General features: G+C 31.6%; 15 protein-coding genes. 6 read left to right on the top strand and 9 right to left on the bottom strand.

All coding sequences use genetic code 11. The features are described from left to right. Positions 1 to 156 precede the first annotated feature (156 nt). Entirely contained in the window at positions 157 to 1,332 is a 1,176-nt protein-coding gene (locus N2251_RS04165; RefSeq protein WP_260585453.1) for a GlmU family protein, read from the top strand. 35 nt (positions 1,333 to 1,367) lie between these two features. Here N2251_RS04165 and N2251_RS04170 read toward each other — a convergent pair whose 3' ends face one another. From N2251_RS04170 to N2251_RS04200, 7 genes are all read right to left on the bottom strand, one after another. Further along, positions 1,368 to 3,737: a TonB-dependent receptor plug domain-containing protein gene (locus tag N2251_RS04170; protein ID WP_260585454.1), complete on the bottom strand. Its 2,370-nt coding sequence runs from the start codon at positions 3,735 to 3,737 to the stop codon at positions 1,368 to 1,370. After that, positions 3,730 to 4,656, bottom strand: a complete 927-nt coding sequence (locus tag N2251_RS04175) for a FecR family protein (RefSeq protein ID WP_260585455.1) — start codon at positions 4,654 to 4,656, stop codon at positions 3,730 to 3,732. The genes N2251_RS04170 and N2251_RS04175 overlap by 8 nt, the downstream gene beginning before the upstream one ends. Before the next feature lie 70 nt (positions 4,657 to 4,726). Beyond that, the gene (locus N2251_RS04180; protein WP_260585456.1) at positions 4,727 to 5,269 is read right to left on the bottom strand and encodes an RNA polymerase sigma factor; all 543 of its coding nucleotides are present in this window, start codon (positions 5,267 to 5,269) and stop codon (positions 4,727 to 4,729) included. Positions 5,270 to 5,317: 48 nt separating this feature from the next. After that, positions 5,318 to 7,063 carry a M14 family metallopeptidase gene (locus N2251_RS04185; protein WP_260585457.1) on the bottom strand — a complete coding sequence of 582 codons (1,746 nt, stop codon included), beginning with the start codon at positions 7,061 to 7,063 and terminating at the stop codon, positions 5,318 to 5,320. Positions 7,064 to 7,075: 12 nt separating this feature from the next. Further along, positions 7,076 to 7,528: a pantetheine-phosphate adenylyltransferase gene (gene coaD, locus N2251_RS04190; protein WP_260585458.1), complete on the bottom strand. Its 453-nt coding sequence runs from the start codon at positions 7,526 to 7,528 to the stop codon at positions 7,076 to 7,078. Between the two features lie 36 nt (positions 7,529 to 7,564). Next, positions 7,565 to 7,909, bottom strand: a complete 345-nt coding sequence (locus N2251_RS04195) for a DUF3024 domain-containing protein (protein ID WP_260585459.1) — start codon at positions 7,907 to 7,909, stop codon at positions 7,565 to 7,567. A gap of 1 nt (position 7,910) precedes the next feature. Continuing rightward, positions 7,911 to 8,885 carry a D-alanine--D-alanine ligase gene (locus N2251_RS04200; RefSeq protein WP_260585460.1) on the bottom strand — a complete coding sequence of 325 codons (975 nt, stop codon included), beginning with the start codon at positions 8,883 to 8,885 and terminating at the stop codon, positions 7,911 to 7,913. A gap of 144 nt (positions 8,886 to 9,029) precedes the next feature. Between N2251_RS04200 and N2251_RS04205 the strand changes: the two genes are divergently transcribed. Continuing rightward, positions 9,030 to 9,605: a PASTA domain-containing protein gene (locus N2251_RS04205; protein ID WP_260585461.1), complete on the top strand. Its 576-nt coding sequence runs from the start codon at positions 9,030 to 9,032 to the stop codon at positions 9,603 to 9,605. 16 nt (positions 9,606 to 9,621) lie between these two features. Beyond that, complete coding sequence (locus N2251_RS04210) at positions 9,622 to 10,659, top strand: RluA family pseudouridine synthase (protein ID WP_260585462.1); 1,038 nt, start codon at positions 9,622 to 9,624, stop codon at positions 10,657 to 10,659. Between the two features lie 72 nt (positions 10,660 to 10,731). Here the strand turns inward: N2251_RS04210 and N2251_RS04215 are convergent, their stop codons facing one another. Further along, positions 10,732 to 11,154 (bottom strand): thioredoxin family protein, encoded by a 423-nt coding sequence (locus tag N2251_RS04215; RefSeq protein ID WP_260585463.1) that lies wholly within the window; start codon positions 11,152 to 11,154, stop codon positions 10,732 to 10,734. 35 nt (positions 11,155 to 11,189) lie between these two features. Next, complete coding sequence (cmk, locus tag N2251_RS04220) at positions 11,190 to 11,879, bottom strand: (d)CMP kinase (protein ID WP_260585464.1); 690 nt, start codon at positions 11,877 to 11,879, stop codon at positions 11,190 to 11,192. A gap of 245 nt (positions 11,880 to 12,124) precedes the next feature. Between cmk and N2251_RS04225 the strand changes: the two genes are divergently transcribed. The 3 genes from N2251_RS04225 (at position 12,125) to N2251_RS04235 (ending at position 21,328) form a co-directional block, all read left to right on the top strand. Then, positions 12,125 to 14,302: a T9SS type B sorting domain-containing protein gene (locus tag N2251_RS04225; RefSeq protein WP_260585465.1), complete on the top strand. Its 2,178-nt coding sequence runs from the start codon at positions 12,125 to 12,127 to the stop codon at positions 14,300 to 14,302. A 2-nt stretch (positions 14,303 to 14,304) separates the two neighbouring features. After that, positions 14,305 to 16,131 (top strand): PorP/SprF family type IX secretion system membrane protein, encoded by a 1,827-nt coding sequence (locus N2251_RS04230; RefSeq protein WP_260585466.1) that lies wholly within the window; start codon positions 14,305 to 14,307, stop codon positions 16,129 to 16,131. A gap of 1,243 nt (positions 16,132 to 17,374) precedes the next feature. After that, positions 17,375 to 21,328 (top strand): hypothetical protein, encoded by a 3,954-nt coding sequence (locus N2251_RS04235; protein ID WP_446678065.1) that lies wholly within the window; start codon positions 17,375 to 17,377, stop codon positions 21,326 to 21,328. Positions 21,329 to 21,458: the final 130 nt, after the last annotated feature.

Below are 21,458 nucleotides of genomic sequence, written 5' to 3' on the forward strand. Positions count from 1 at the left end.
AAGCAAGTGATATATTTAAATGTTGTTTGTGTGGATTTTTAAGTCGTTTATACTATTTTCATTGTTTTTTAGCTGTTTTAATATGAAATAATAGCCGTTTGTTCTGTGTATAATTAAATAGCAATATTTTATATTTGTAAAAATTAAAAGCATAAGATGAATTACATTTTATTTGATGGAGATGTACGTAATGCATTATTACCATTTACATATACTAAGCCTGTTGCCGATATTAGAGTAGGTATTTTAACAATTAGAGAAAAATGGGAAAAACACTTAGGTTTAACAACCACTACTGTAACTGAAGAATATTTAGAAGAAAAATATCCGATGGTTGAAATGGAGAAAAACGTGTTGTTAAATGCTTCTTTTTTACCTACTGAACCATTAATTGAAATGGTAAGAAGTTTAACTAAAAATCAAGCAATTTTTAAAGGCGAAGATGTGATTGCTTTCTATACGGTTGATTCACAAGAAAAGGTAGATTTTGCATCTTATGAGCAATTAGAGTTTGAGGGAGAAGTTATTCAAATAACAAACACATGGGATATTTTTTCATTAAATGATAAAGCAATTAGAGCTGATTTTGATTTAATTACTGAAGGAAGAACATCAGAGCCTATTCCAGAAACAGTTAACTGTATAAATAAAAAGGATATATTTATTGAAGAAGGAGTAAAGTTGTCGTTTGCAACCTTAAACGCTACTAATGGACCAATATATATAGGTAAAGATGCTGAAATTATGGAAGGTGTTCTTGTTAGAGGAGCATTAGCTATGTGTGAAAAATCAGTGTTAAAAATGGGAGCAAAAGTTTACGGAGCAACTACTTTAGGACCATATTGTAAAATAGGAGGTGAGGTTAATAACTCTGTTTTAATGGGGTATTCTAGTAAAGGGCATGAAGGATATTTAGGGAATTCAGTGATTGGTGAATGGTGTAATATAGGTGCTGATACTAACAATTCTAATTTGAAAAATAATTATGCTGAAGTAAAATTATGGAGTTATGAAACGGAACGTTTTGCTAAAACAGGATTGCAATTCTGTGGATTAATGATGGGAGATCATTCTAAATGTGGAATCAATACCATGTTTAATACAGGAACAGTTATAGGAGTGTCAGCGAACATCTTTGGTACCGGTTTTCCAAGGAACTTTGTACCTTCTTATAGTTGGGGAGGAGCAGCTGGTTTTACAGAATATAAAACAAACAAAGTTTTTGAAGTAGCCGAGGTAGTAATGAAAAGGAGAAATATAGAGTTCGATGAAAAAGAAAAGAAAATTCTTGAACATGTTTTTGAAGAAACAAAAAAATATAGAAACTACTAGTAAAAAGGATCACAATATTGTGGTCTTTTTTTTATTTAAAAAGAAACTCTAAAAACTAGGTTTGGATTGATTCCCAAAGAAAGTTTATCAATTTTCCCTAATTCAAAAGTTATTGTATTGTCATTATTAAGAATAGGTATTGCAGTGTAGGATCTACTAATAATATTTTTTTGATTATAGATGTTTAGGATGGAGAAGCCAAGTTTTCCTTTCCATTTCTCAGAGAAACTAAACGAGTAAGTAATCGATCCATCTAAACGGTGATATTTTGGTAAACGGTTTGAGTTTATATGGTCAGTATCTAAAACAATCAGAAGACTTCCTGTATTAGTATCAGTTTTCAACTCTAAGGCTTTCGTATACGGGTTTCCTGATCTGTGGCTCCATCCTAATGAAAACTCATAATTTTTATACTTAAAAGCATGTGACCATGAAAAATAATTGGTAATATCATGGTTTGCAGGAAAAAAGGTGTTTTCTAAATCTAGAAATTTAAATTGATTTTTGGTGTATGAATAATTTATCCAAGTTCTGTAATTTTTAAACTTTTTATTGATAAGTAAATCGATACCAAAAATTTTACCTTCTCCTTTAGAGAAATCTGTAGTCTGATCATTATAACCTCTCGTTTGTGAAGTCATACCACTTACGCTTTTAACATAAGTATCAAGATCTATCTTCCATTTGTTTTTACTAAAAAGTATTCCAGAAGAAATTTGAAAACTTTTTTGAAGTGGGATATCATCGTTGTTTACTTGAGCCCATATCTGATTTTCTAAATCAAAACCTAAACTAGAAGTTTGAAATTCTATAATTTGCCCTAATGTTTGATGCTTTTGTTCTAACGATGCTTTAAAATTTAAGTCATCAGTAATTTTTTTTTCGAGGTATAAACGAGGCTCTACAACTAGTTTGTTTATCTTATCAAAATAATTGAATCGTACACCAGTGTTTATTTTCCACTCATTCGTATCATAGATGTATTCTGTAAAAAGAGAATGAGTATTGTTAGTCCCTTTATCTTTTTGAACAGCATTTGTAATGTTGTTACCTTCTAAATTAGTATTGTGTTCTAATAAATATTCAGTTTCATTTGATAAAAAATCATAACCAAACAAAAAATTGGTTCGTTCATTTCTTTGGTAATTTAAGCTGTAAGAAAAACCAAAATCATTTACTGAATTGTTTTTGGTTGATTGTTGAATCAGGTAGTTGTCTATATAATTATAGTTGCCATAATAACTCAAGTTAAAGCTAGAAAAATAAGTTTTGAAATTTTGAGTTAATTTTGGATTCAACTCTTTTTCCCATAAAAAACTTAGTCCATTATTTTTAATACTTAAATCATCTTTATAAAGATCCTTGTAAAGAGGAATTTTGAAACTATATGATAATTTATTTGTAGTATGTAAAAAGCTTAAAGATAAAGTTTCTTTAACGGAAGGTTTGTATATTAGTTTAGTTGAGTAATCAGAAAAATAAAAATGGTTATCTCTATCGAAAGAAATATTTTTAGTTAATATATTTCTTTCTTGATTTGCATCAATTGTCTGAAAAACTCTATTTGAAAGTTTATTAAAAGTAAAGGTATCGAAAACATCAGTAAAAGAACGCCTAAATGAAGTTGTTAACGCTAATTTATTAGAAAAAGGAACGCTAATGTAAGCATCAGCATGTGTCATGTTAAAACCGAATCCTCCTGTTGTTTTCTTAGGGATGTTATTTTCTGTTTTAATATCTATTACACCAGCTATTTTATTTCCGTAACGAGCCTGTGTACCACTTTTTGAGAGCGTTATTTTTTTTGCTGTATATGGATTAAAGGCAGAAAGCATTCCGAAAAAATGCCCAGAATAGTACATTTTTATACCGTCCCAGAAAATTAAATTCTGATCAGGAGTACCACCTCTTATATAAATACCAGCAGCAGTTTCATCTGGGCTTTGTACGCCTGGTATTATTTTTAAACTTTCTAAAACATCTGGTTCTGTTAAGCCAGGTAATACTCCAAGTTGTTGAGGTAAAATTGTGATGGAACCGTTTTTGTTTTTATTAATACCAGAGGTAACATAGTTGTCAATTAAAACTTCTTTTAAAAGGTTGAAGTTTTCTTTTTTTTCTAAGAGGGTGATAAAGTAGTACTTGTCTGTTATTTTATTGAATTTAAGAAGTGTTTTATGTTCTATTTCTTCAATAAAATTTTTAAGTGTACACGTTTTTTTATTGAATGAAAATAATATGTTTCCTGTAATATAAGCATCAAAAGAAAACTTAACATTAAAGCTAGTTTCTGCTTTTTTTAATGCAGTTAATATTGGAGTATTATAAAAAGCAATGTCTATTTTTTTTTGAGAAAAAACAGACATTGCTAAGCATATAAAAAAAATACTTAATTTTTTATTCATTAGATATTAATACGACTGAACTATTATCTGCTAATTTAAATGAAATTTTCATAGGAGCAAAAACAGTTTTCAATGCGATATTAACATTATTGTGTGTAAAGGTACCTGTAAAACGTTTATTAGTATCTACTTTATTGGTATTAATTTTTAAGTTATATTGTTTTTCTAAAGCTAAAATTACTTTATTAAGAGGCGTGTTATTAAAGCTACTTTCATTATTTAACCATGAAGGTTTTTCTTTGTGAAAATTCCAATTTTCTTTTTTGTTTTTATAGCTTCTAAATGCTTTTCCTTTAGTTAAAAAAATGGTGTCATTGTTTTTAGAAGTTACTTTTACTTTTCCTTCAAAACACTGTACTTCAAAGAAATTTTTTGAAGTGTTTACTGTAAATTTAGTACCCAGTACAACAACATTTCCTTCGTTTGTGTTTACTGTGAAATGTTTTCCTTTTTCAACTTCAAAATAAGCAGTTCCAACTAATGACAATGACCTGTCCTTGTTCCAATTATTTTTATGAAATTTTAAACTAGAAGAAGGAGAAAGATGTACGATAGAATTATCAGGTAACTGAACAACTGTTTGTTCTCCATACGTTGTTGAAAAACTAGAAGGACTATCATTATTTAAATAAAAAACAGTTAAAAGTAAAACAACTGAAGCAGCTGCACTATAGAACCATGCTGGAGTAAGTTTTATAATTTTTGTTGATTTCTTTTGTTGTTTTATTTTTCTTAAAATAGCATTAAAGACCTCATTTTTATTATAATCTGGAGCAATTAGTAGTTCAGTAGCATCATTAATTTTTTTAAATTGATGATATTCTTCAGAATTTTTAAACTGTTTTAACTCTTCAGCAGATAAATCGTTTTCGATCCATCGAGCTAAAAAAGTCTCATCTGTATAATATTCTTTTTTCATGTTATATTTTTCACGCTAGTACTATAAGAACAACTAAAAAGTTAATTACCCTACTTACTGTTACTATTTATTAAATTTTGCCTATTTGTTCTTTTAGAATTAGTAAAGCTTTACTCATTCTTTTTTCTACAGCTTTTACCGATATGCCTGTTATTTCAGCGATTTCAGTATATTTTTTTTTATCAATACGACTTAAAAGAAAAACTTCTCGTTGTTTTTCTGGCAAATCGGCTATTGTTTTTTTTAGTTTTTGATAAAATTCTTCTTCTTCTAAAATAAATTGTGGAGTTTCTATTGTTCTGTCAGGAGTAAGGCTTCTTCTTTGATGTTCTAAAACTACTTTTTTATGAGCAACTTCGTTTAAAAACCGATTGTTTGCAACGGTGTATAAAAATGATTTGGCTTTTTCGAATATTACTTTATTACAGTTGTCCCAAAGTTTTATATAAGCTTCTTGAACAACATCTTCCGCCTGTTGCCTACTACCACATTTGTAATAAATGTAATTTCTTAGGGATTGAGAATGTTTGTTAAAAATTTCTTCAAAATTTTTTTGCTCACAAACAGATTTTAGGAGGATTTTATTCACAAAGTTTTTTACTGATAAAGGCAAAAGTATAAAATTGAAATTAAGAATTGCCAAAAAAAACAGATAACTACATTAGTATTTTTTATAAATTGGTAGTTTTAGATGAGATTTTTCATAATGTGGTGTTTTTTTATAGATATAATATAATTGAGCGTAAGTGTTTTTAGCAAAATTTATATCGTTTTTAATTTTATCGTCAAACTCGTTTTTAATCTTCGGATTGTCTTTTAAAAATTGTTCAGCAACATCCTCAAAAACATAAGATGAAAAACCTTCTTTTTGCTGTAAAATGGTATCAAAAAAGTTCCAATTAAAAAACGAATCTGTAGCAGCTGCTTCTAAAGTTTCAATAATATATCGAATTCCTTTTTGCTGTGTAGAAATATAAATATCTCCTTTTTTAAATTTAACAACAGCTAAGGTTTCTTTAACAGTGGTATTATAATGCAAGTAATGTCCTTCGTAAGCTGATTTTCTAGTATCAAAATTAGCAATGTGTTGAGTTGCTACATTTATAAGTGTGTCGTTTTTAAAACGAGTAAATTTAATGCTGTTATTTTTTAACCTCTCTATAATTTTATGCCAACCTTGTTGTAAAATATAAGCTTTTGGAATGTTTATTTTTTTGGTAGCTTTAAAATTATTGTAATAAGTTGTTTTTTTAGTGTATGGCTTATTTTTATCATAAAACAATCGTTTTCCGTTGGTTACTTTGCTATCAATATAGGTGCCTTCGTAACCTTTAAAATTTAATGTTGTAGGATTTTCTTTATCCGTAGTAAAAACAATTGGATATGTTTTTTTTATTAAAAAGTCCTCCAAATTTTTCTTTCGTAATTCTTTAATTTTTAAAGAGTTTTTTTCTGTGAAATCTAAGGTAGATAATAGTAACTGATAGGTTTGTGTTACTCTAATTTTATAAGGCTTTAACATGTGTGTTTCTACCATTAACCCTAAAGTATTGAATAGTGTTGTGTAGCCAGTTGAATATCTTGGAGAATCGTAAAATTGAGACCATCCTTTTTCAGGAGTGTTTCCCCATACGTTTACATAAGGTGTAATTGGTATTTGTTTTTTAGTTAAAGAATGTTCAATATGCGGACGCATTTCAGTTTCTAGAAAATGACCAAGTTTACCACCTAATTTATTGTGTTGGGTAAATAAATGTGTAATAGCATATTGGTAATCGGCACCGTTACTTACATGGTTATCTATAAAAACATCCGGATTTACAGTGTGAAAAATCTCCGAAAAAGCAGCGGAATTTTTAGTGTCTTGCTTTATGAAATCACGATTTAAATCGAAATTACGTGCATTTCCTCTAAATCCATATTCTTTTGGGCCATTTTGATTGGCTCTTGTATGTGAGTTTCTATTTAAAGCACCGCCAATATTATAAACAGGAATTACACATATTAATGAATTCTTATAAACTTGTTTTAAAGAATCATTCTGAACAATATCTCGTAAAAGTAACATAGAAGCGTCTATTCCGTCAGATTCTCCTGGATGTATTCCGTTATTAATTAAAACCCTATTTTTTAAGGAGTTTTTTAAATCTTTTAAATTGATTTTTCCCTCATTATTATAAACGATTAAATGAAGCGGTTTCCTAGAATCTGTTGTGCCTATTTCAAATAAAGATATTTCAGTATAGGTTTGTGCTAAGTTCTCGTAAAAAGAAATTACATCTTCGTATTCAGGAGTTTCAGTTCCGTTTGAGGTTTCAAATAATGTTGTGAAACTATAGGTTTCTTTTACTGTTTTTTGTTTGCATCCGAAGGAAATCAACAATAAAAGTAGGAGTGTTTTTTTCAAAATAATCTAGAATTAAATTTTTACGGCATCAGGAACCAAACCAGTGTAATCACCATTATTTCTAATAACATCGCGTACAATTGACGATGAGATGTAGCTTTTACCAGAAGATGTTAGTAAAAAAACGGTTTCTATTTCTGATAGTTTTCTGTTAGTATGTGCAATGGCTTTTTCAAACTCAAAATCAGCAGGATTTCGTAAACCTCTTAAAATAAATTCGGCATTTTGTTCTTTACAAAAATTCACTGTTAATCCGCTGTAAGTTACTACTTTAATTTTTGGTTGATGCTTAAAAGTTTCTTCAATAAAACGTTTACGCTCATCTAAAGAAAACATGTATTTTTTATCGGCATTTATACCAATTGCAATTACTAATTCGTCAAATAAAGTAACGCCGCGTTCAATAATATCTACATGTCCCAAAGTAATTGGGTCAAAAGAACCAGGAAATACTGCTTTTTTCATAAAATTAGGTATTTAAAAGATGTTTTTTGGTTATGATTAACCGAAAAAACAACCATTTATATCTTTTTTAATTATTTGAATAATTTCATCTAAATGTGTCGATTTAGGAAAAGGTCTATACAATTCCCATTTTTCATTAGCTCGCATCCAATATAAGTTCCATTCTAATTTAGATTTATAAAATCGGATTTTAGCAAACTCGATATGATTTTTTTCTTTAGGATCTAACCAATTGGGTCTAATTTCGTAAAGAATAGCGATATTTTTTTCAAAAGAGTATCCAAAATCTAATTGTTCTCTAATTTCAAGATCTTCAGATCGTATAGATTCTACAAAATTTTTAATTGTAGCCTCATTAATATTTATAGTCGTGTTTTTCATTTTATTTTAAAGCTGTTTCAATAGCATTGCCAAATAATTCCGATAAAGAAATACCTGCGCAATTTGCTTGTTGTGGTAAAATACTTGCTTCTGTTAATCCTGGAACGGTATTTATTTCTAGGAAATGTGGTTCGTCATTTATAAAAATATATTCCGCGCGTGAGAATCCACTCATATTTAAAACTTCATATACGCGTTTTGCTACTTTAATAACGTTTTTTTCTTGTAATTTAGAGATGCGTGCAGGAGTTATTTCTTTTGATTTTCCTTCGTATTTAGCTTCGTAATCAAAGAAATCATTTTCTGAAACAATTTCTGTAATTGGTAAAACAGTTGTTGTTCCTTTGTACTGAATTACACCAACAGAAACCTCTGTACCATCTAAAAAACTTTCAATTAATATTTCTGAATCTTCTTTATAGGCAACCTCTAAAGCAGGTATTAGTTCTTGTTCGGTATGTACTTTCGAAATTCCGAAGCTAGAACCCGCATTGTTAGGTTTTACGAAACAAGGCAAACCAACTTTAGCAATAATTTCAGTAGTATTTATTTGATCACCTTGATTTAAATAAACTGAAGTAGCAGCGGGAATTCCGTATTGTTTTACCACACTTAATGTATCACGCTTATTAAAGGTTAATGCCATTTGATAAAATGGGGCAGAAGTATGTTTTAATCCGATTAAGTCGAAATAAGCCAAAATAGTTCCGTTTTCACCTGGAGCACCATGAATTGCATTAAAAACACCATCAAAAATTATTTTTTCTCCATTTACCTCCGCAGAGAAATCATGCTTGTTAATAGGATATTCCGCATTGTTTTCACTTACTAAAACCCATTTATCTTTTAAAATATGAATTTTATAAGCAGTATATTTTTGGGGATCAAGATGCTTGTAAACAATAGCACCACTTTTTAAGGAAATTTCTACTTCAGATGAGTAGCCTCCCATAATAATAGCTATATTTTTTTTCACTTTAATACTTTATGATTTGTAATATTTTGTAAAATAGTTTGCCAATAATTATACAAACTTACCAAAAAAACTCGTTTATGAGTTCAGGAGTTAAAAATAGTAATATTTTTACTGTAAATTTGCGCCACCTTACAAAAAAATAATATGAGTAATTTTTCTAAAAACCTGAAAGGGTTATTTCAATTTATAAAGAGTAAAACGTTTCTAGTACAAATTGGAATTGCGATTGTATCGTTATTTTTATTTGTGTTTATAATGCAATGGTGGTTAGGAACCACAACCAATCACGGTCAGAAAATACAAGTACCTAATTTGCATAAAATGTCATTGGTAGAAGTTGAAAAGAAGTTAAACGAACTTAATTTAGATTTTATTATAATAGATAGTGCTACTTATAATCCTAATTACCCGAAGAAATCGGTGATAGAACAAAATCCGGAAGTAGGTGATTTTGTAAAAGAAAAACGTAAGTTATATTTAACTTTAAATCCGTCTAAATATAGAGATATTGAAATTTCAGATTTAAACGGACGTACAAAAAGACAAGCGACTACACACTTAAGATCTCAAGGGTTTATTGTAGGAAAAGAGATTACTTGGGTAAAAGATATTGGTAAAAATGTTGTTAGAGGTTTAAAATATAAAGGAAAGCTAATTGAACCCGGAACAAAATTGCCAAAGAAAACGACTATTAACCTTGTTTTAGGAGACGGTAACTAATTTATATAATTGATTCATGCAGGAAGATACAAATTTAGCAATAGAAAACGACGATTTATACGAGCATCATAGGTTTGTTGCAACAGAAGGGCAAGAGCCTTTAAGGGTAGATAAGTTTTTAATGAACTTTATTGAGGGTTCAACAAGAAATAAAATTCAGCAAGCAGCTAAGGCAGGAAATGTTTTAGTAAATGAAGTGGCTGTAAAACCAAACCATAAAGTAAAACCAAAAGATGTAGTTCGTGTAGTTTTAGCGTATCCACCAGCTGAAAATTTATTAGTAGCTGAAGATTTACCTATCGATATCGTTTATGAAGACGATGATGTAATCGTGGTAAATAAAGCTCCAGGAATGGTAGTGCATCCTGGACATGGAAATTATTCAGGAACTTTGGTGAATGGATTAATTCATCACATCGAAAACTTACCTAAAAACTCAAACGAGCGTCCTGGTTTAGTACACCGTATAGATAAAGATACAAGTGGATTGTTGGTGGTTGCTAAAACAGAATTTGCAATGGCAAATTTGTCGAAGCAATTTTTTGATAGAACTACCGAGCGTTTATATTACGCATTAGTTTGGGGAGATGTAAAAGAAGATACCGGAACCATTGAAGGTAATATAGGACGTAGTTTTAATAACCGTTTACAAATGGCTGTTTTTCCTGATGGAGATCATGGTAAGCACGCGGTAACTCACTACAAAGTTTTAGAACGCCTTACGTATGTTACTTTAGTACAATGTAAGTTAGAAACTGGAAGAACGCATCAAATTAGAGCACACTTTAAATATATTGGGCACACACTTTTTAACGACGAACGTTATGGAGGTGATGGTGTTTTAAAAGGAACAACGTTTACAAAGTATAAGCAATTTGTACAAAACTGTTTTAAAACCTTGCCAAGACAAGCATTACACGCAAAAACATTAGGTTTTACGCATCCAACAACAGGAGAGTTTATGCAGTTTAATACTGAAATTCCTGCTGATATTGAGGCGTGTTTAACAAAATGGCGCACCTATTCAGAAAATTCTAAATTCGAAGAAGAATAGAGCTCTTATTAGAAAATGAAACAAAAAAACCAGCTTTATAAAGCTGGTTTTTTTGTTTTCGGTTTAAGAAAATTATTTTTTTAGATAAGGAGTAATTTTATCAATTAAATCTTCAGGTGATTTTACATAGGCAAAAAAGTTAGCAATTTCTTTTTCATTGCGTATTAAAATAAAACGAGGAACCATCTTTGTGTTAAATCGTTTTTTGGCTTTATTAAAATAGGTAAGCGCTTCTTTTTTACTTTTATCTAAATCGTTGTAAACTTTTACCATTACAAATTTTTTAGAAAAATCTTGAAATTTTTTAGTGTCATAGGCATATTTCTGAACAGTTCTGCAAGGCACACATTTCTTCTCTCCTAAGTATATAAAAACATCTTTATTGTTTTCTTTACCGTAAGCAATGGCGCTGTCAATATCTGTGCGCCAATTAATACCTTGAGAAAAAGTTTGAAGACAGGTAAAAAAAGTAATGATAAATATAATTTTTTTCATTTTCATAAAATTTATTTTCTATAAAAATAGGTAAATTATTGTAATCGCATGTTTACTAAACTCATAATACGTTCAAATTGTTCTTTTAATCCCATGTCAGAATTATCAAACTCTACTGCATCTTCACAAAGAATTAGCGGTGAGTCTTCTCGTGTAGAATCTATTCTGTCACGTTCTTGAACGTTGTGTAATATTTCTTCATAATTTACTTTGTCTCCACGATCTAGTAGTTCTTTGTATCGACGAGTAGCACGTTTATCAGCAGAAGCGGTCATAAATAATTTTAATTCAGCATCAGGAAAAACAACAGTACCTATATCACGTCCATCCATTACAATACCTTTATTTTTACCCATTTCTTGTTGTTCGCTCACCAATTTTTTGCGGATTTCAGAAATCGTAGCAACTTTACTTACCAATCTAGAAACTTCAATAGTTCTAATTTCTTTTTCAATATTGGTATTATTTAAATAAGCTTCCCCAAAACCTACGTTTTCATTAAAAACAAAAGAAAGAGAAATTTTATGTAAGTCAGCAATTAAATCATCAGCATTAAAATGCGTATCGGAAATGTAATTTTGTTGCATTGCATATAGGGTAACAGCTCTGTACATGGCGCCGGTATCAACATAAATATATTCGAGTTGCTTTGCTAATTGTTTAGCGATAGTACTTTTTCCTGTTGATGAAAATCCGTCAATAGCAATAATAATTTTCTGTTTCATACTTTAAAAAATTAGAAGAACAAATATACGTCATAATCTCCTGTTTTTATTAGAAGGACTATGTAATAATTTTGTTTTTTTTAGCAAATTAGAATTGTTTGTTAAGATCTTAATGTGTTTGTAATTAGGTTCTTACAGGATTTTGTTAATGTTGTCTTGTGTTAGTGAGATAGATTTTATATATTAGATTTTATTTGTTACATAAAAAGTATACATTTGATGTTTATTAAAAGACCCTTTAATCAATGAAGAAAAATGCTAAAAGCTTACTAAGACTTTTAGGGATATTTCTCTTTTGTGTTAGTACTAATGTGATGTCTCAGACGTTATTGAAACCTGAAATTCAGTTTTCATCAGCGTGTGATGATGGTAGTACTACAGACTTTATTGTTCGATTTAAGTTTTCTACAACAACATTTCCTTCTGATAATCAATTCACTATTGAGTTGTCTGCTGGAGACGGAACATGGGGGGACCCTACAAATGTTGGTACTATTACGACAGAAAACACCTCTTTTACTTTTGATAGATCTTTTCAATTGCCAGATGATACTTTTGGTACGAATTATAAAATACGATTAGTAGCTTCTTCACCAGCTATGACGAGTCCCGATTCTGATGCTTTTCAAGCATATAAGATTGTTAACGGAACTTTTATCTTAAATAATTTTGAGAATGTAGTATTATGTGAAGGGGAGTCTGAAGAGTTAACATTAAATACCACTCAAGAAGGGCAATACAGATGGTATAAGGATGGAACCATAATTGCAACGACTACGGAGCCAATGCTTGAAGTTTCAGAAGAAGGGGAATATCAAGTAAAAATTGATTATGGTACTTGTGGGTTTAAAGAATCAACGTTAATAAATGTTGTTGTTTTCAATGAAGCAGATGGACAAATAAAAGGACCATTAACAGTTCAAATATGTGGAGATGAAGCGCATACTTTTGAAGCGAATGTAAATGATACCTCTTTTACTTATGATTGGTACTTTAATAATAGCTTGGTACAATCTTCAAACTTAGCAACCTATACAACACCAACAGCAGGTCAGTTAGGAACGTACCATTTAGAGGTAGATACAGGTAGCTGTGTAACAACTTCAGATAATGTAGAGTTGAAACAAATAACAACTGCAGATTTTAATGTAAATACAGTAGGGAGTTTAAAAACAATTCTGTTACCAGGAGAAACAAGAGAACTATGTGTAACACATGATGCTTCTTCAGCTACAATGCAATGGTATAAAGATACAGCACCTTTAGCTGCAAGAACACAATTATGTACAAATGCAACGGAGGTAGGAGAGTACTTTGTAAGAGTAACTAAAAGCACTTCAGGATCGTGTAATATAGTAGTTGATTCAGATAAATATGAATTAATAGGAATAGGAACTTTTGATGTAGAAATAAGGACAGAAACTGATTATAGAGATTGTAGTAATGCTGCAACAAAATTAAGTATTGTTGGTGTGGAAGCAACAGGAGAAGATGGTGAGAAATATAATTTATCAACCGACCAAATAGCGATGTTAAATTATCAATGGAATAAAGGGGGAGTTCCAATTGTAGGAGCAATTCAAGATGAATTACCATTAAACTCATATTTAGAAAGCGATCTATATACATTATCAATTAATGTTGGTAGTAAAAACGGATTATCAAATGAATTAGATGTTAAATTAGTAGAAGTACCAGAAGTTTCGTCAACAACCATATCAAATTCACTATGTGCAGGAGGCTCAATTACTTATACGATCGATAATGTAACTGCAGGATATACATATAAATGGATTAAAGATGGATCAGATGACGTAACAGCTGCAGACCCTAGTGTGCTTGAAGTTACCGAAATTGGGGAGTATGTATTAGAATATTCAGGTTTTGGTTGTACGAATGAGTTGGCAGCAATTGATGTTGTTTTGTTTGACGATTCAGCAGTAACAATAACTCCTTCAGAAAAAGTAGTAATGGAAGATGGAGGCGTAGCAACTGTAATTGCTGCAGGTGGTGATTCGTATGAATGGTATGAAGGTGAAGATGTTTTGGGAACATTATTATCTACAACAGAAGAGTTGACTGTAAATACTTTAGGTTTTTATACGGTACTTGTAAAAGTGGGAGCTTGTGAATTGGTAAGAACAATTGAAGTTGTGGAGCCAGACGATCAGGTAATCGTACCTAATATTGTGTCTCCTAATCAAGATGGAATTAATGATACCTGGAAGTTGTCAAATGCATATGCATTTCAACCATCAGTAACCATTGAGTTGTACAATTCAAACGGAAAAGAAATTTTAAAAGTAACCGATTATAAAAATGATTGGCCAGCAGATAATTTAGGCAATCAGAAAGTATTTTATTACAAAATCATAAAAGACGATGCTTTAATTAAAGCAGGAACAATATCTATATTAGATTAAATATGATAAAAAAAGTTACATTATATATAGCGATATTAATAAGTGTGTTTTCATTACAAGCACAAACATTTGATAGCGCACAGCAGTACAACAGTTTTACTTCACGAAATTTCATGAAGTTTAATCGTTTTTTAACAGTACCAACATTTTCGGCATTAAAAGAAAATAAAACTTCAATCACTGCTACTGTACGTAATAGTAATGTTGATTTTGAGGACAATCCGAGATTGTATTTAGGAACTTATTCAGGTAAAATGCGTGAAAATGTTGGTGCAGGTTTTGCTATTTATCAACAAGAAGTAGGTGTTTTTAAAGATTTTGGTGCTTTACTAAATTATGCACAACGATTACAGTTAAATGAAACAATGGATTTAACCTTCGGATTCAATTTTTTATATAGCCGAAGAAGTGCGAATGCATTAAAGGTAAACTCTACGGTTCCAGATCCGCAGGTAGCAAACTTTCAAGACATACCAATGGTAATGTTACAACCAGCGGTAACTTTATCGTTTGGCAAGTTTGATGTAGGTGTCTTTTTTGAAAACTTATTAGATTTTAATTTAAAGAGTAGCGAAATGGCTACTTCTTTTGGCGAAAAAACATTTTCGGTACACGGAATGTATTCTCATGAATTTACCTATGCTTCGGGACTTTTAGAAGGAGCCGATTTAAGAACCCTAGTGATGGCTCGAAAGCCAGGTGAAAACGATTTTAGTGTAGGCGCTAATGTTATTTTAGATTTACCAAAAGCAGGTTGGATAAAAGCAGGTTACGATAAAACGTACGGAATTTCAGCAGGTTTAGGAGTAAATATTTCTGAAAACCTTGCCGTTGGATTTAGTTATGAGAAAAGTACTTTCGCTGCAACCAATGAAATAGGATTAATCTATAATTTTGGTAAAAAATCATATACAAGAGATAGACCAACACGCAGAACAGGAAATGTACAAGTAACATTGCCTGAAAGAGCGCCTAAAAATGATTATAAAAATGAAGAGCATAATGATTTATCAGATGAGATTCAAATGGCGCAAGACTCAATAGATATTTTAAATAAAAAGGTTGATGAAGTATTGCGTTTGTTAAAAAATCAACCAGCACCAAAAGTAGTACCTGTAAATACGCCTGTAGAGAAAACAGCAGCAGAAAAAGATACAACATTAAAAAGAAGTTCTAACACACCTTGGCGTGAGAGTTCAATTACCTATGCAGGTGGTGGTGGTACCATGTATTATATTGTAGCAGACCGATTTAGAGATAAAGAAAATACAGAGCCTTTAATCGCAAAGTTTAAACGATTAGATATGGAAGCAAAATACATTTATGAACCTAAAAAGAAATGGTATTATGTATATATTGATAGATTTGCAAAAGAAGTAGATGCTGAAGATAAAGTAGAAGAACTAACAGATAAAACACGTTTATTTGAAAACGACGATAAAAACGATGCTTCGTCTATAAAAATAAAAAAAGGAGGTAAAGATCCTGTATATGTTGTTAAATTAACAATTGGTACAAGTGGCGATAGTTATAAAGAACCTAAAACACAACCACCAGCAAGAGTAAGAACAATGTCTGCTAATATGCAAGGTGTAGCACCTGGTTATTATTTACAAGTATATGTAAACTCTAAAAAAGCATTAGCTGATAGAAATGTTGATGAATTAAGAAATGATGATATTGAAGCAGGATATTTTATAAATCCAACGACGGGCTATATGCATGTGTATATAGCAAAAACTGATAGTAGAGAAGAAGCTATTAAGTTGTATAATACTAATTTAAACGGCGCGTTTTTCGATCGTAAAACGATAGTACGTATAAAATAATTAAATTGTAAGCCCCCAAACAATTAATTCCCCAAAGATGATGATTAAAAAATTACTAATAATCTCAATTTTTCTACTGCAAATAACCAATTTGTTTGCACAGAAAAAACATGTTGAAGGATATTTAACCGCAGCAGAAAGAAGAGCAGACGTTCCTTTTAAAGAACGTTACAATACAAGGGTAAGAGGTAATATGACCTTTGTAGCTAATAATATATTGAATAGGGAATATGTTTGGTGGCAATGGGGGCAATGGAATTATTCAGCAGATGTTCCTTATAATGGTTATAATGGTAATCACTCATTCAATTTACAATATATTGATACAGATAATTTTATAGATGAAAATGGGGATGGAATTGACGATACATTTTCATCTTCAAAATCATCATTAGACTTGCCAGATTGTTCTAGAGTTGTATATGCAGGTTTATATTGGGCAGGAATTTACCCATATGACAATTGGAGTGAAGAATCGGCAGGAGTAAATACACGTGATGCTGATTTTAATACCATGAAGTTTAAAGTGCCAGGAGGTAATTATGTCGATTTAACAGCCGATAAATTTGATGTAACAAAAAGAGAATTAATATTTGATGATGGAATAGCTACAGAGAAACCATACGTATGTTACAAAGATGTTACAACAATGGTACAAAGCTTAACAAATGTAGCTGGTGATCCTGATGCAGATGGAGATTATTATGGAGCAAATATTAAAGCAACCCTTGGTCTGGATAATACAGGTTCGCAATTAGGATCGTCAGCAGGTTGGGTAATGGTAATTATTTATGAAAATGAAACTCAAAAAAATAAAAAGTTTTATTTGTTTGATGGATTTTCAACAATTAAAGCTTCAACTAACCCTTATACAGATGTACCGGTAAGTGGTTTTCAAACAGTACCTTCTGGTCCCGTAAGAGCAAATTTATTGGTTGCCGCTTTAGAAGGAGATAGGTCAATTACAGGAGATGCTTTTCAAATAGAAAGAAGAAACTCAGGAGTATTTGAAACTTTAACCACAGGAAGTTTAAATGGTACAACAAATTTTTTTAACGGATCTATAACCCAAAATAATAGTTACTTATCAGGAAGAGACCCTAACAGTCAAAATACATTAGGTTTTGATGTTGATATGTTTACGTTAAATAATGGAACAAAATCAATTTTAAATAACGGTCAAACAAATACTACGTTACGATTTACAACTTCAGGAGATTCTTACTGGCCCTTTTTATTAGGTATGTCAGTTGAAGTAATTGAGCCTAAAGTGCAGTTAATTAAAACAATACAAAATGCTGCAGGAGCAGATATTTCTGGGCAAACAGTAGGTTTAGGAAGTGAATTGTTTTACAATATACGTTTTCAAAATGTAGGTACAGATAACGCTAAAAATACAAGAATTATAGATATTCTTCCAAAAAATGTTGATTTTTTACCAGCAGATTTAATATTACCGCCCGAATTAGAATCTACAAGAGCTCAAATATTAAGTGATTATGAACCACCAACAGCAGCTAACAGTTTTAGAGGAAAATTAATATTTAATATACCAGATGACCTTGTTGAAGAAAATGATGGGTACTATGATATAAAAATAAAAGTAGCAGTTGTTAGTGATTGTAGTCAGTTACGTGATGTATGTTCAAATAGAATATCAAATCAAGCTTTTGCTAATTATGAAAGTGATAGAGGTGGAGCACCACCAATTAACAATGAAGAAAGTTTTGCTGGTTTAGATGATTGTAATTTTGGAATTGTAGGTACTTCTAATTTTTTAGTTGACACTAGCGGATGTAGGTATGAAAGAACAGAAGTAATTTGTGGTAGTAGTACAACATTAATTGCGGGAGCAGGTTTTTCTGCTTACGAGTGGAGAGATAGTTCAGGAAATATCATAGGTACATCAAGAAACCAGTTAGTAACAAGTACAGGAACATATACTGTTAGAACAACAGCACCAGCAGGTTGTATTGACACTGAAGAAACAGTAAATGTAGTTGGGTATAATTCAGAACCAAATCCGTTAATACCTTTCTCAGATCAAATGTTAGTATGTGCTAATAATAGTTTAGATTTAGCAGAAATATACTTGTGTGGCGATGGAAATTCAAGAACAATTAATTTACCTTTTGATCCAGCATCAGCAACAACTGTCAAATGGTATAAGTTAGATGAAGCCTCATGTGATGATGAAACTCGAGCAGGATGCCCAAATGTAGACACGGGTTGTGATTGGGGTACTCCATTATCAACAAATTTTTCTTTAAATGTAGCTGATGCAGGTGAGTATCGTTTAGATGTAGAGTATGATGGGCAATGTCCTAAAAGTTACTATTTTAACGTATTTAAAGCAACTTTAAATCCAGATATTGTAGAACTTGATATTTTTTGTGGATCAAATGGTTCAATTACAGTAAATAATATACCATCAAATTATCAATATAGTTTAACCGGTCCAGGCGGGTATAACGCTCCTTATCAAAATAGTAATGTATTTGATAATTTAACTTCGCCAGGAGATTATGATTTAACAATTAGGTTAAATAACCCTACCGCTGCTTCATGTGTGTATTCATTTCCATCAATTAATATTCAAGAAAGTGATATCGACTTTGTAGTAACTACTAGCGATATGGAATGTTCGGATGGTACTGCAAGTATTAATGCACAGGTTAACAATGTAATAGGAGATTATACTTATACGTTAACACATAGCACAGTAGGTGTAGTTGCAACAGAAGGACCAACAGCCAATAGTAGTCATTTATTTGATGGTTTAATAGATGGTGGTTCGTATACCGTAACGGTAACTACGGCTCAATGTACGGCTTCAGAAACAGTTGTTATTAATAAACCAGATCCAATAAATTTAGCAGCATTAAAATTAAAAGACATTAGCTGTGAAAACGGTAGTTCTGACGGAATTATTCGATTAACAGCAATCGGTGGTACTATTGATGTAGCTTCAGGAAATACCTATAATATGGCTGTGTGGACAAGTCAAGGAACCGATTTATATACACAGCCTTCAGATGTTCCGTTTTCAGCATTTTTAACACCATCTGCAAATCCATATACCTATAACATTCCTGTTGGTAATGAAGGGGAATACCGTTTTATCGTTTTTGATGATAATGGTTGTTATTCAATTTCAGCACCAATTACTGTGATAAGAGAGGCTCCATTAACATTTACACACACAGATGTTAACGTTAGTTGTAGCGGTCAAAATGATGGAACAACAAATGTTCAAGTAGTTGATGATTTAGGGTATGCTATACAATACAGTATTGATAATACTAATTGGTTTGCTTCAGGATATTTTGATAGTTTAGCTACAGGTACATATACAGTATATGTTCGTGCAACTAAAACATCTTACCAATGTAATTATGAGGTTGCAGATATTGAAATCACTGCACCAGATGCATTAGCAGGAAATTCAAGGCGAAGTCAAGATTATACATGTACTCAACAAGGAGAGATAACGGTAGAAAATGTAACAGGAGGAACAGCACCTTATACTTATACATTAAGTGATGGAACAACGACAACGATTCATACAACGGATGCAGTAACATTTGATCATGCATTTGGTAGTTTAACAGATGGTACGTACACAGTAACTATAAGTGATGCAAAGAGATGTTCTATAACTTTAGCATCTATAACGATAGCAGCCTTACCAGAGGAGCCAACATTTAGCAATGCAGTAACCTATGCATGTGACGGAACCGGAACAATAACCTTAACACAATTAACACCAGCAGCACCAGGAACGTATAATTATACATTAGGGGCAACGAATAATACGACAGGAGTTTTTAGTGGATTATCTGATGGGACTTATACTGTAACAATAGATTATGGAAGTAGTTGTACAACAACGGTAACAAACATTGATGTTTTAGACAACCAAGAATTTACAGCTCAAATAACAGATTTTACCAATCCAACATGTATAGGAGATACAGATGGAGAGATTGAGATAACAGCAGCGTTTTCATCAGTAACACCAACAAGTTTTGAGTATTCATTAGATGGAGGAACAACTTGGAATGCAGCAGCAACAAATCCGTTTTCAATACCAAATTTAGCGGATGGAACACATAATATATCGGTACGACCAGATAATAGTTCACCAGCGTCATGTAATATATCGTTGAGTGAAACCTTATCAGATCCATCACCAATAGTAGTAGCGGCAAGTGTAACAAAATTAATTACTTGTGATGCAGACCCTACATTAGATGGAGCAACGATCAGTATAACCGGAACCACTTCAGGAGGAAACGGAGGTGCTTATACGTATGCATTATTTAACAATGCAACAGCAACAGCACCAGCTGTTCAAACAGGCGCACCATTTACCGATATTGATACTTCGGGAGATTATTGGGTAGTAGCTACAGATGCAGAGGGTTGTACATCAGCACCATTATTAGTAAATGTACCAGATGCAGTAGCGGTAACATTTACTTTAGATGCAACTACTTGTTATAGTGGTGCAGCCGACGCAACAATTACCGTAAATATAGGTACAGGTAACGGAAATTATTCATATAGTTTAAATGACGGAACTACGACCACTACACAAAACACCAATATATTTATAGGATTAACCAATGGTAATTATACAGTAACCGTAACAGACGGATATGGCTGTTCAGCAACCGATACGGTAACCATTAATCCACAAGTAACAGCAATAATAACTAAAACAGATATTGGATGTACTTTCGGGAGCATTAGTTTTCAGGCATCAGGAGGTGATACAAATTATGTATATCAAATATTTCAAATATACCCAGGCTTTGAAGATTATTCAAACTATGAAAATGGAACTTTTACAAATGCTAATTATTTATCGGCACCTGTTCCAGGGCGATATTATGCTGTTGTTAGAGATAACGGAGGAGTTGCACCATATTGTGAGTACAAAGAAATTATCACAATAAATCAAATAGATAATCCAACAATAGTTGTAACCGAAACACAACCCGATTGTAATGGAGATCAAGGTTCGGCAGTAGTAGTAATAAGTGATGGAACAGCCGATTATACAACTACAATAACATTACAGGGAGCACCAGGAACAGTACAAACTTCAGGGCCAGGAGCAGGAACAAATATTACATTTAACAATTTAGCAGAAGGAACGTATGATGTTGTTNCGATTATACAACTACAATAACATTACAGGGAGCACCAGGAACAGTACAAACTTCAGGGCCAGGAGCAGGAACAAATATTACATTTAACAATTTAGCAGAAGGAACGTATGATGTTGTTACTACTGATACTAATAATTGTGCAACAGCAGC

This window comes from Tenacibaculum haliotis (assembly GCF_025215075.1).
In the GTDB taxonomy this organism is placed as follows: Bacteria; Bacteroidota; Bacteroidia; order Flavobacteriales; family Flavobacteriaceae; genus Polaribacter; species Polaribacter haliotis_B.

Bases quoted from the DNA above. Each gene is read 5' to 3' on its own strand.
- N2251_RS04165 (WP_260585453.1), top strand. From the start codon at position 157: ATGAATTACATTTTATTTGATGGAGATGTACGTAATGCATTATTACCA.
- N2251_RS04170 (WP_260585454.1), bottom strand. From the start codon at position 3,737: ATGAATAAAAAATTAAGTATTTTTTTTATATGCTTAGCAATGTCTGTT.
- N2251_RS04175 (WP_260585455.1), bottom strand. From the start codon at position 4,656: ATGAAAAAAGAATATTATACAGATGAGACTTTTTTAGCTCGATGGATC.
- coaD (WP_260585458.1), bottom strand. From the start codon at position 7,528: ATGAAAAAAGCAGTATTTCCTGGTTCTTTTGACCCAATTACTTTGGGA.
- N2251_RS04195 (WP_260585459.1), bottom strand. From the start codon at position 7,909: ATGAAAAACACGACTATAAATATTAATGAGGCTACAATTAAAAATTTT.
- N2251_RS04205 (WP_260585461.1), top strand. From the start codon at position 9,030: ATGAGTAATTTTTCTAAAAACCTGAAAGGGTTATTTCAATTTATAAAG.
- N2251_RS04210 (WP_260585462.1), top strand. From the start codon at position 9,622: ATGCAGGAAGATACAAATTTAGCAATAGAAAACGACGATTTATACGAG.
- N2251_RS04215 (WP_260585463.1), bottom strand. From the start codon at position 11,154: ATGAAAAAAATTATATTTATCATTACTTTTTTTACCTGTCTTCAAACT.
- cmk (WP_260585464.1), bottom strand. From the start codon at position 11,879: ATGAAACAGAAAATTATTATTGCTATTGACGGATTTTCATCAACAGGA.
- N2251_RS04225 (WP_260585465.1), top strand. From the start codon at position 12,125: ATGAAGAAAAATGCTAAAAGCTTACTAAGACTTTTAGGGATATTTCTC.
- N2251_RS04230 (WP_260585466.1), top strand. From the start codon at position 14,305: ATGATAAAAAAAGTTACATTATATATAGCGATATTAATAAGTGTGTTT.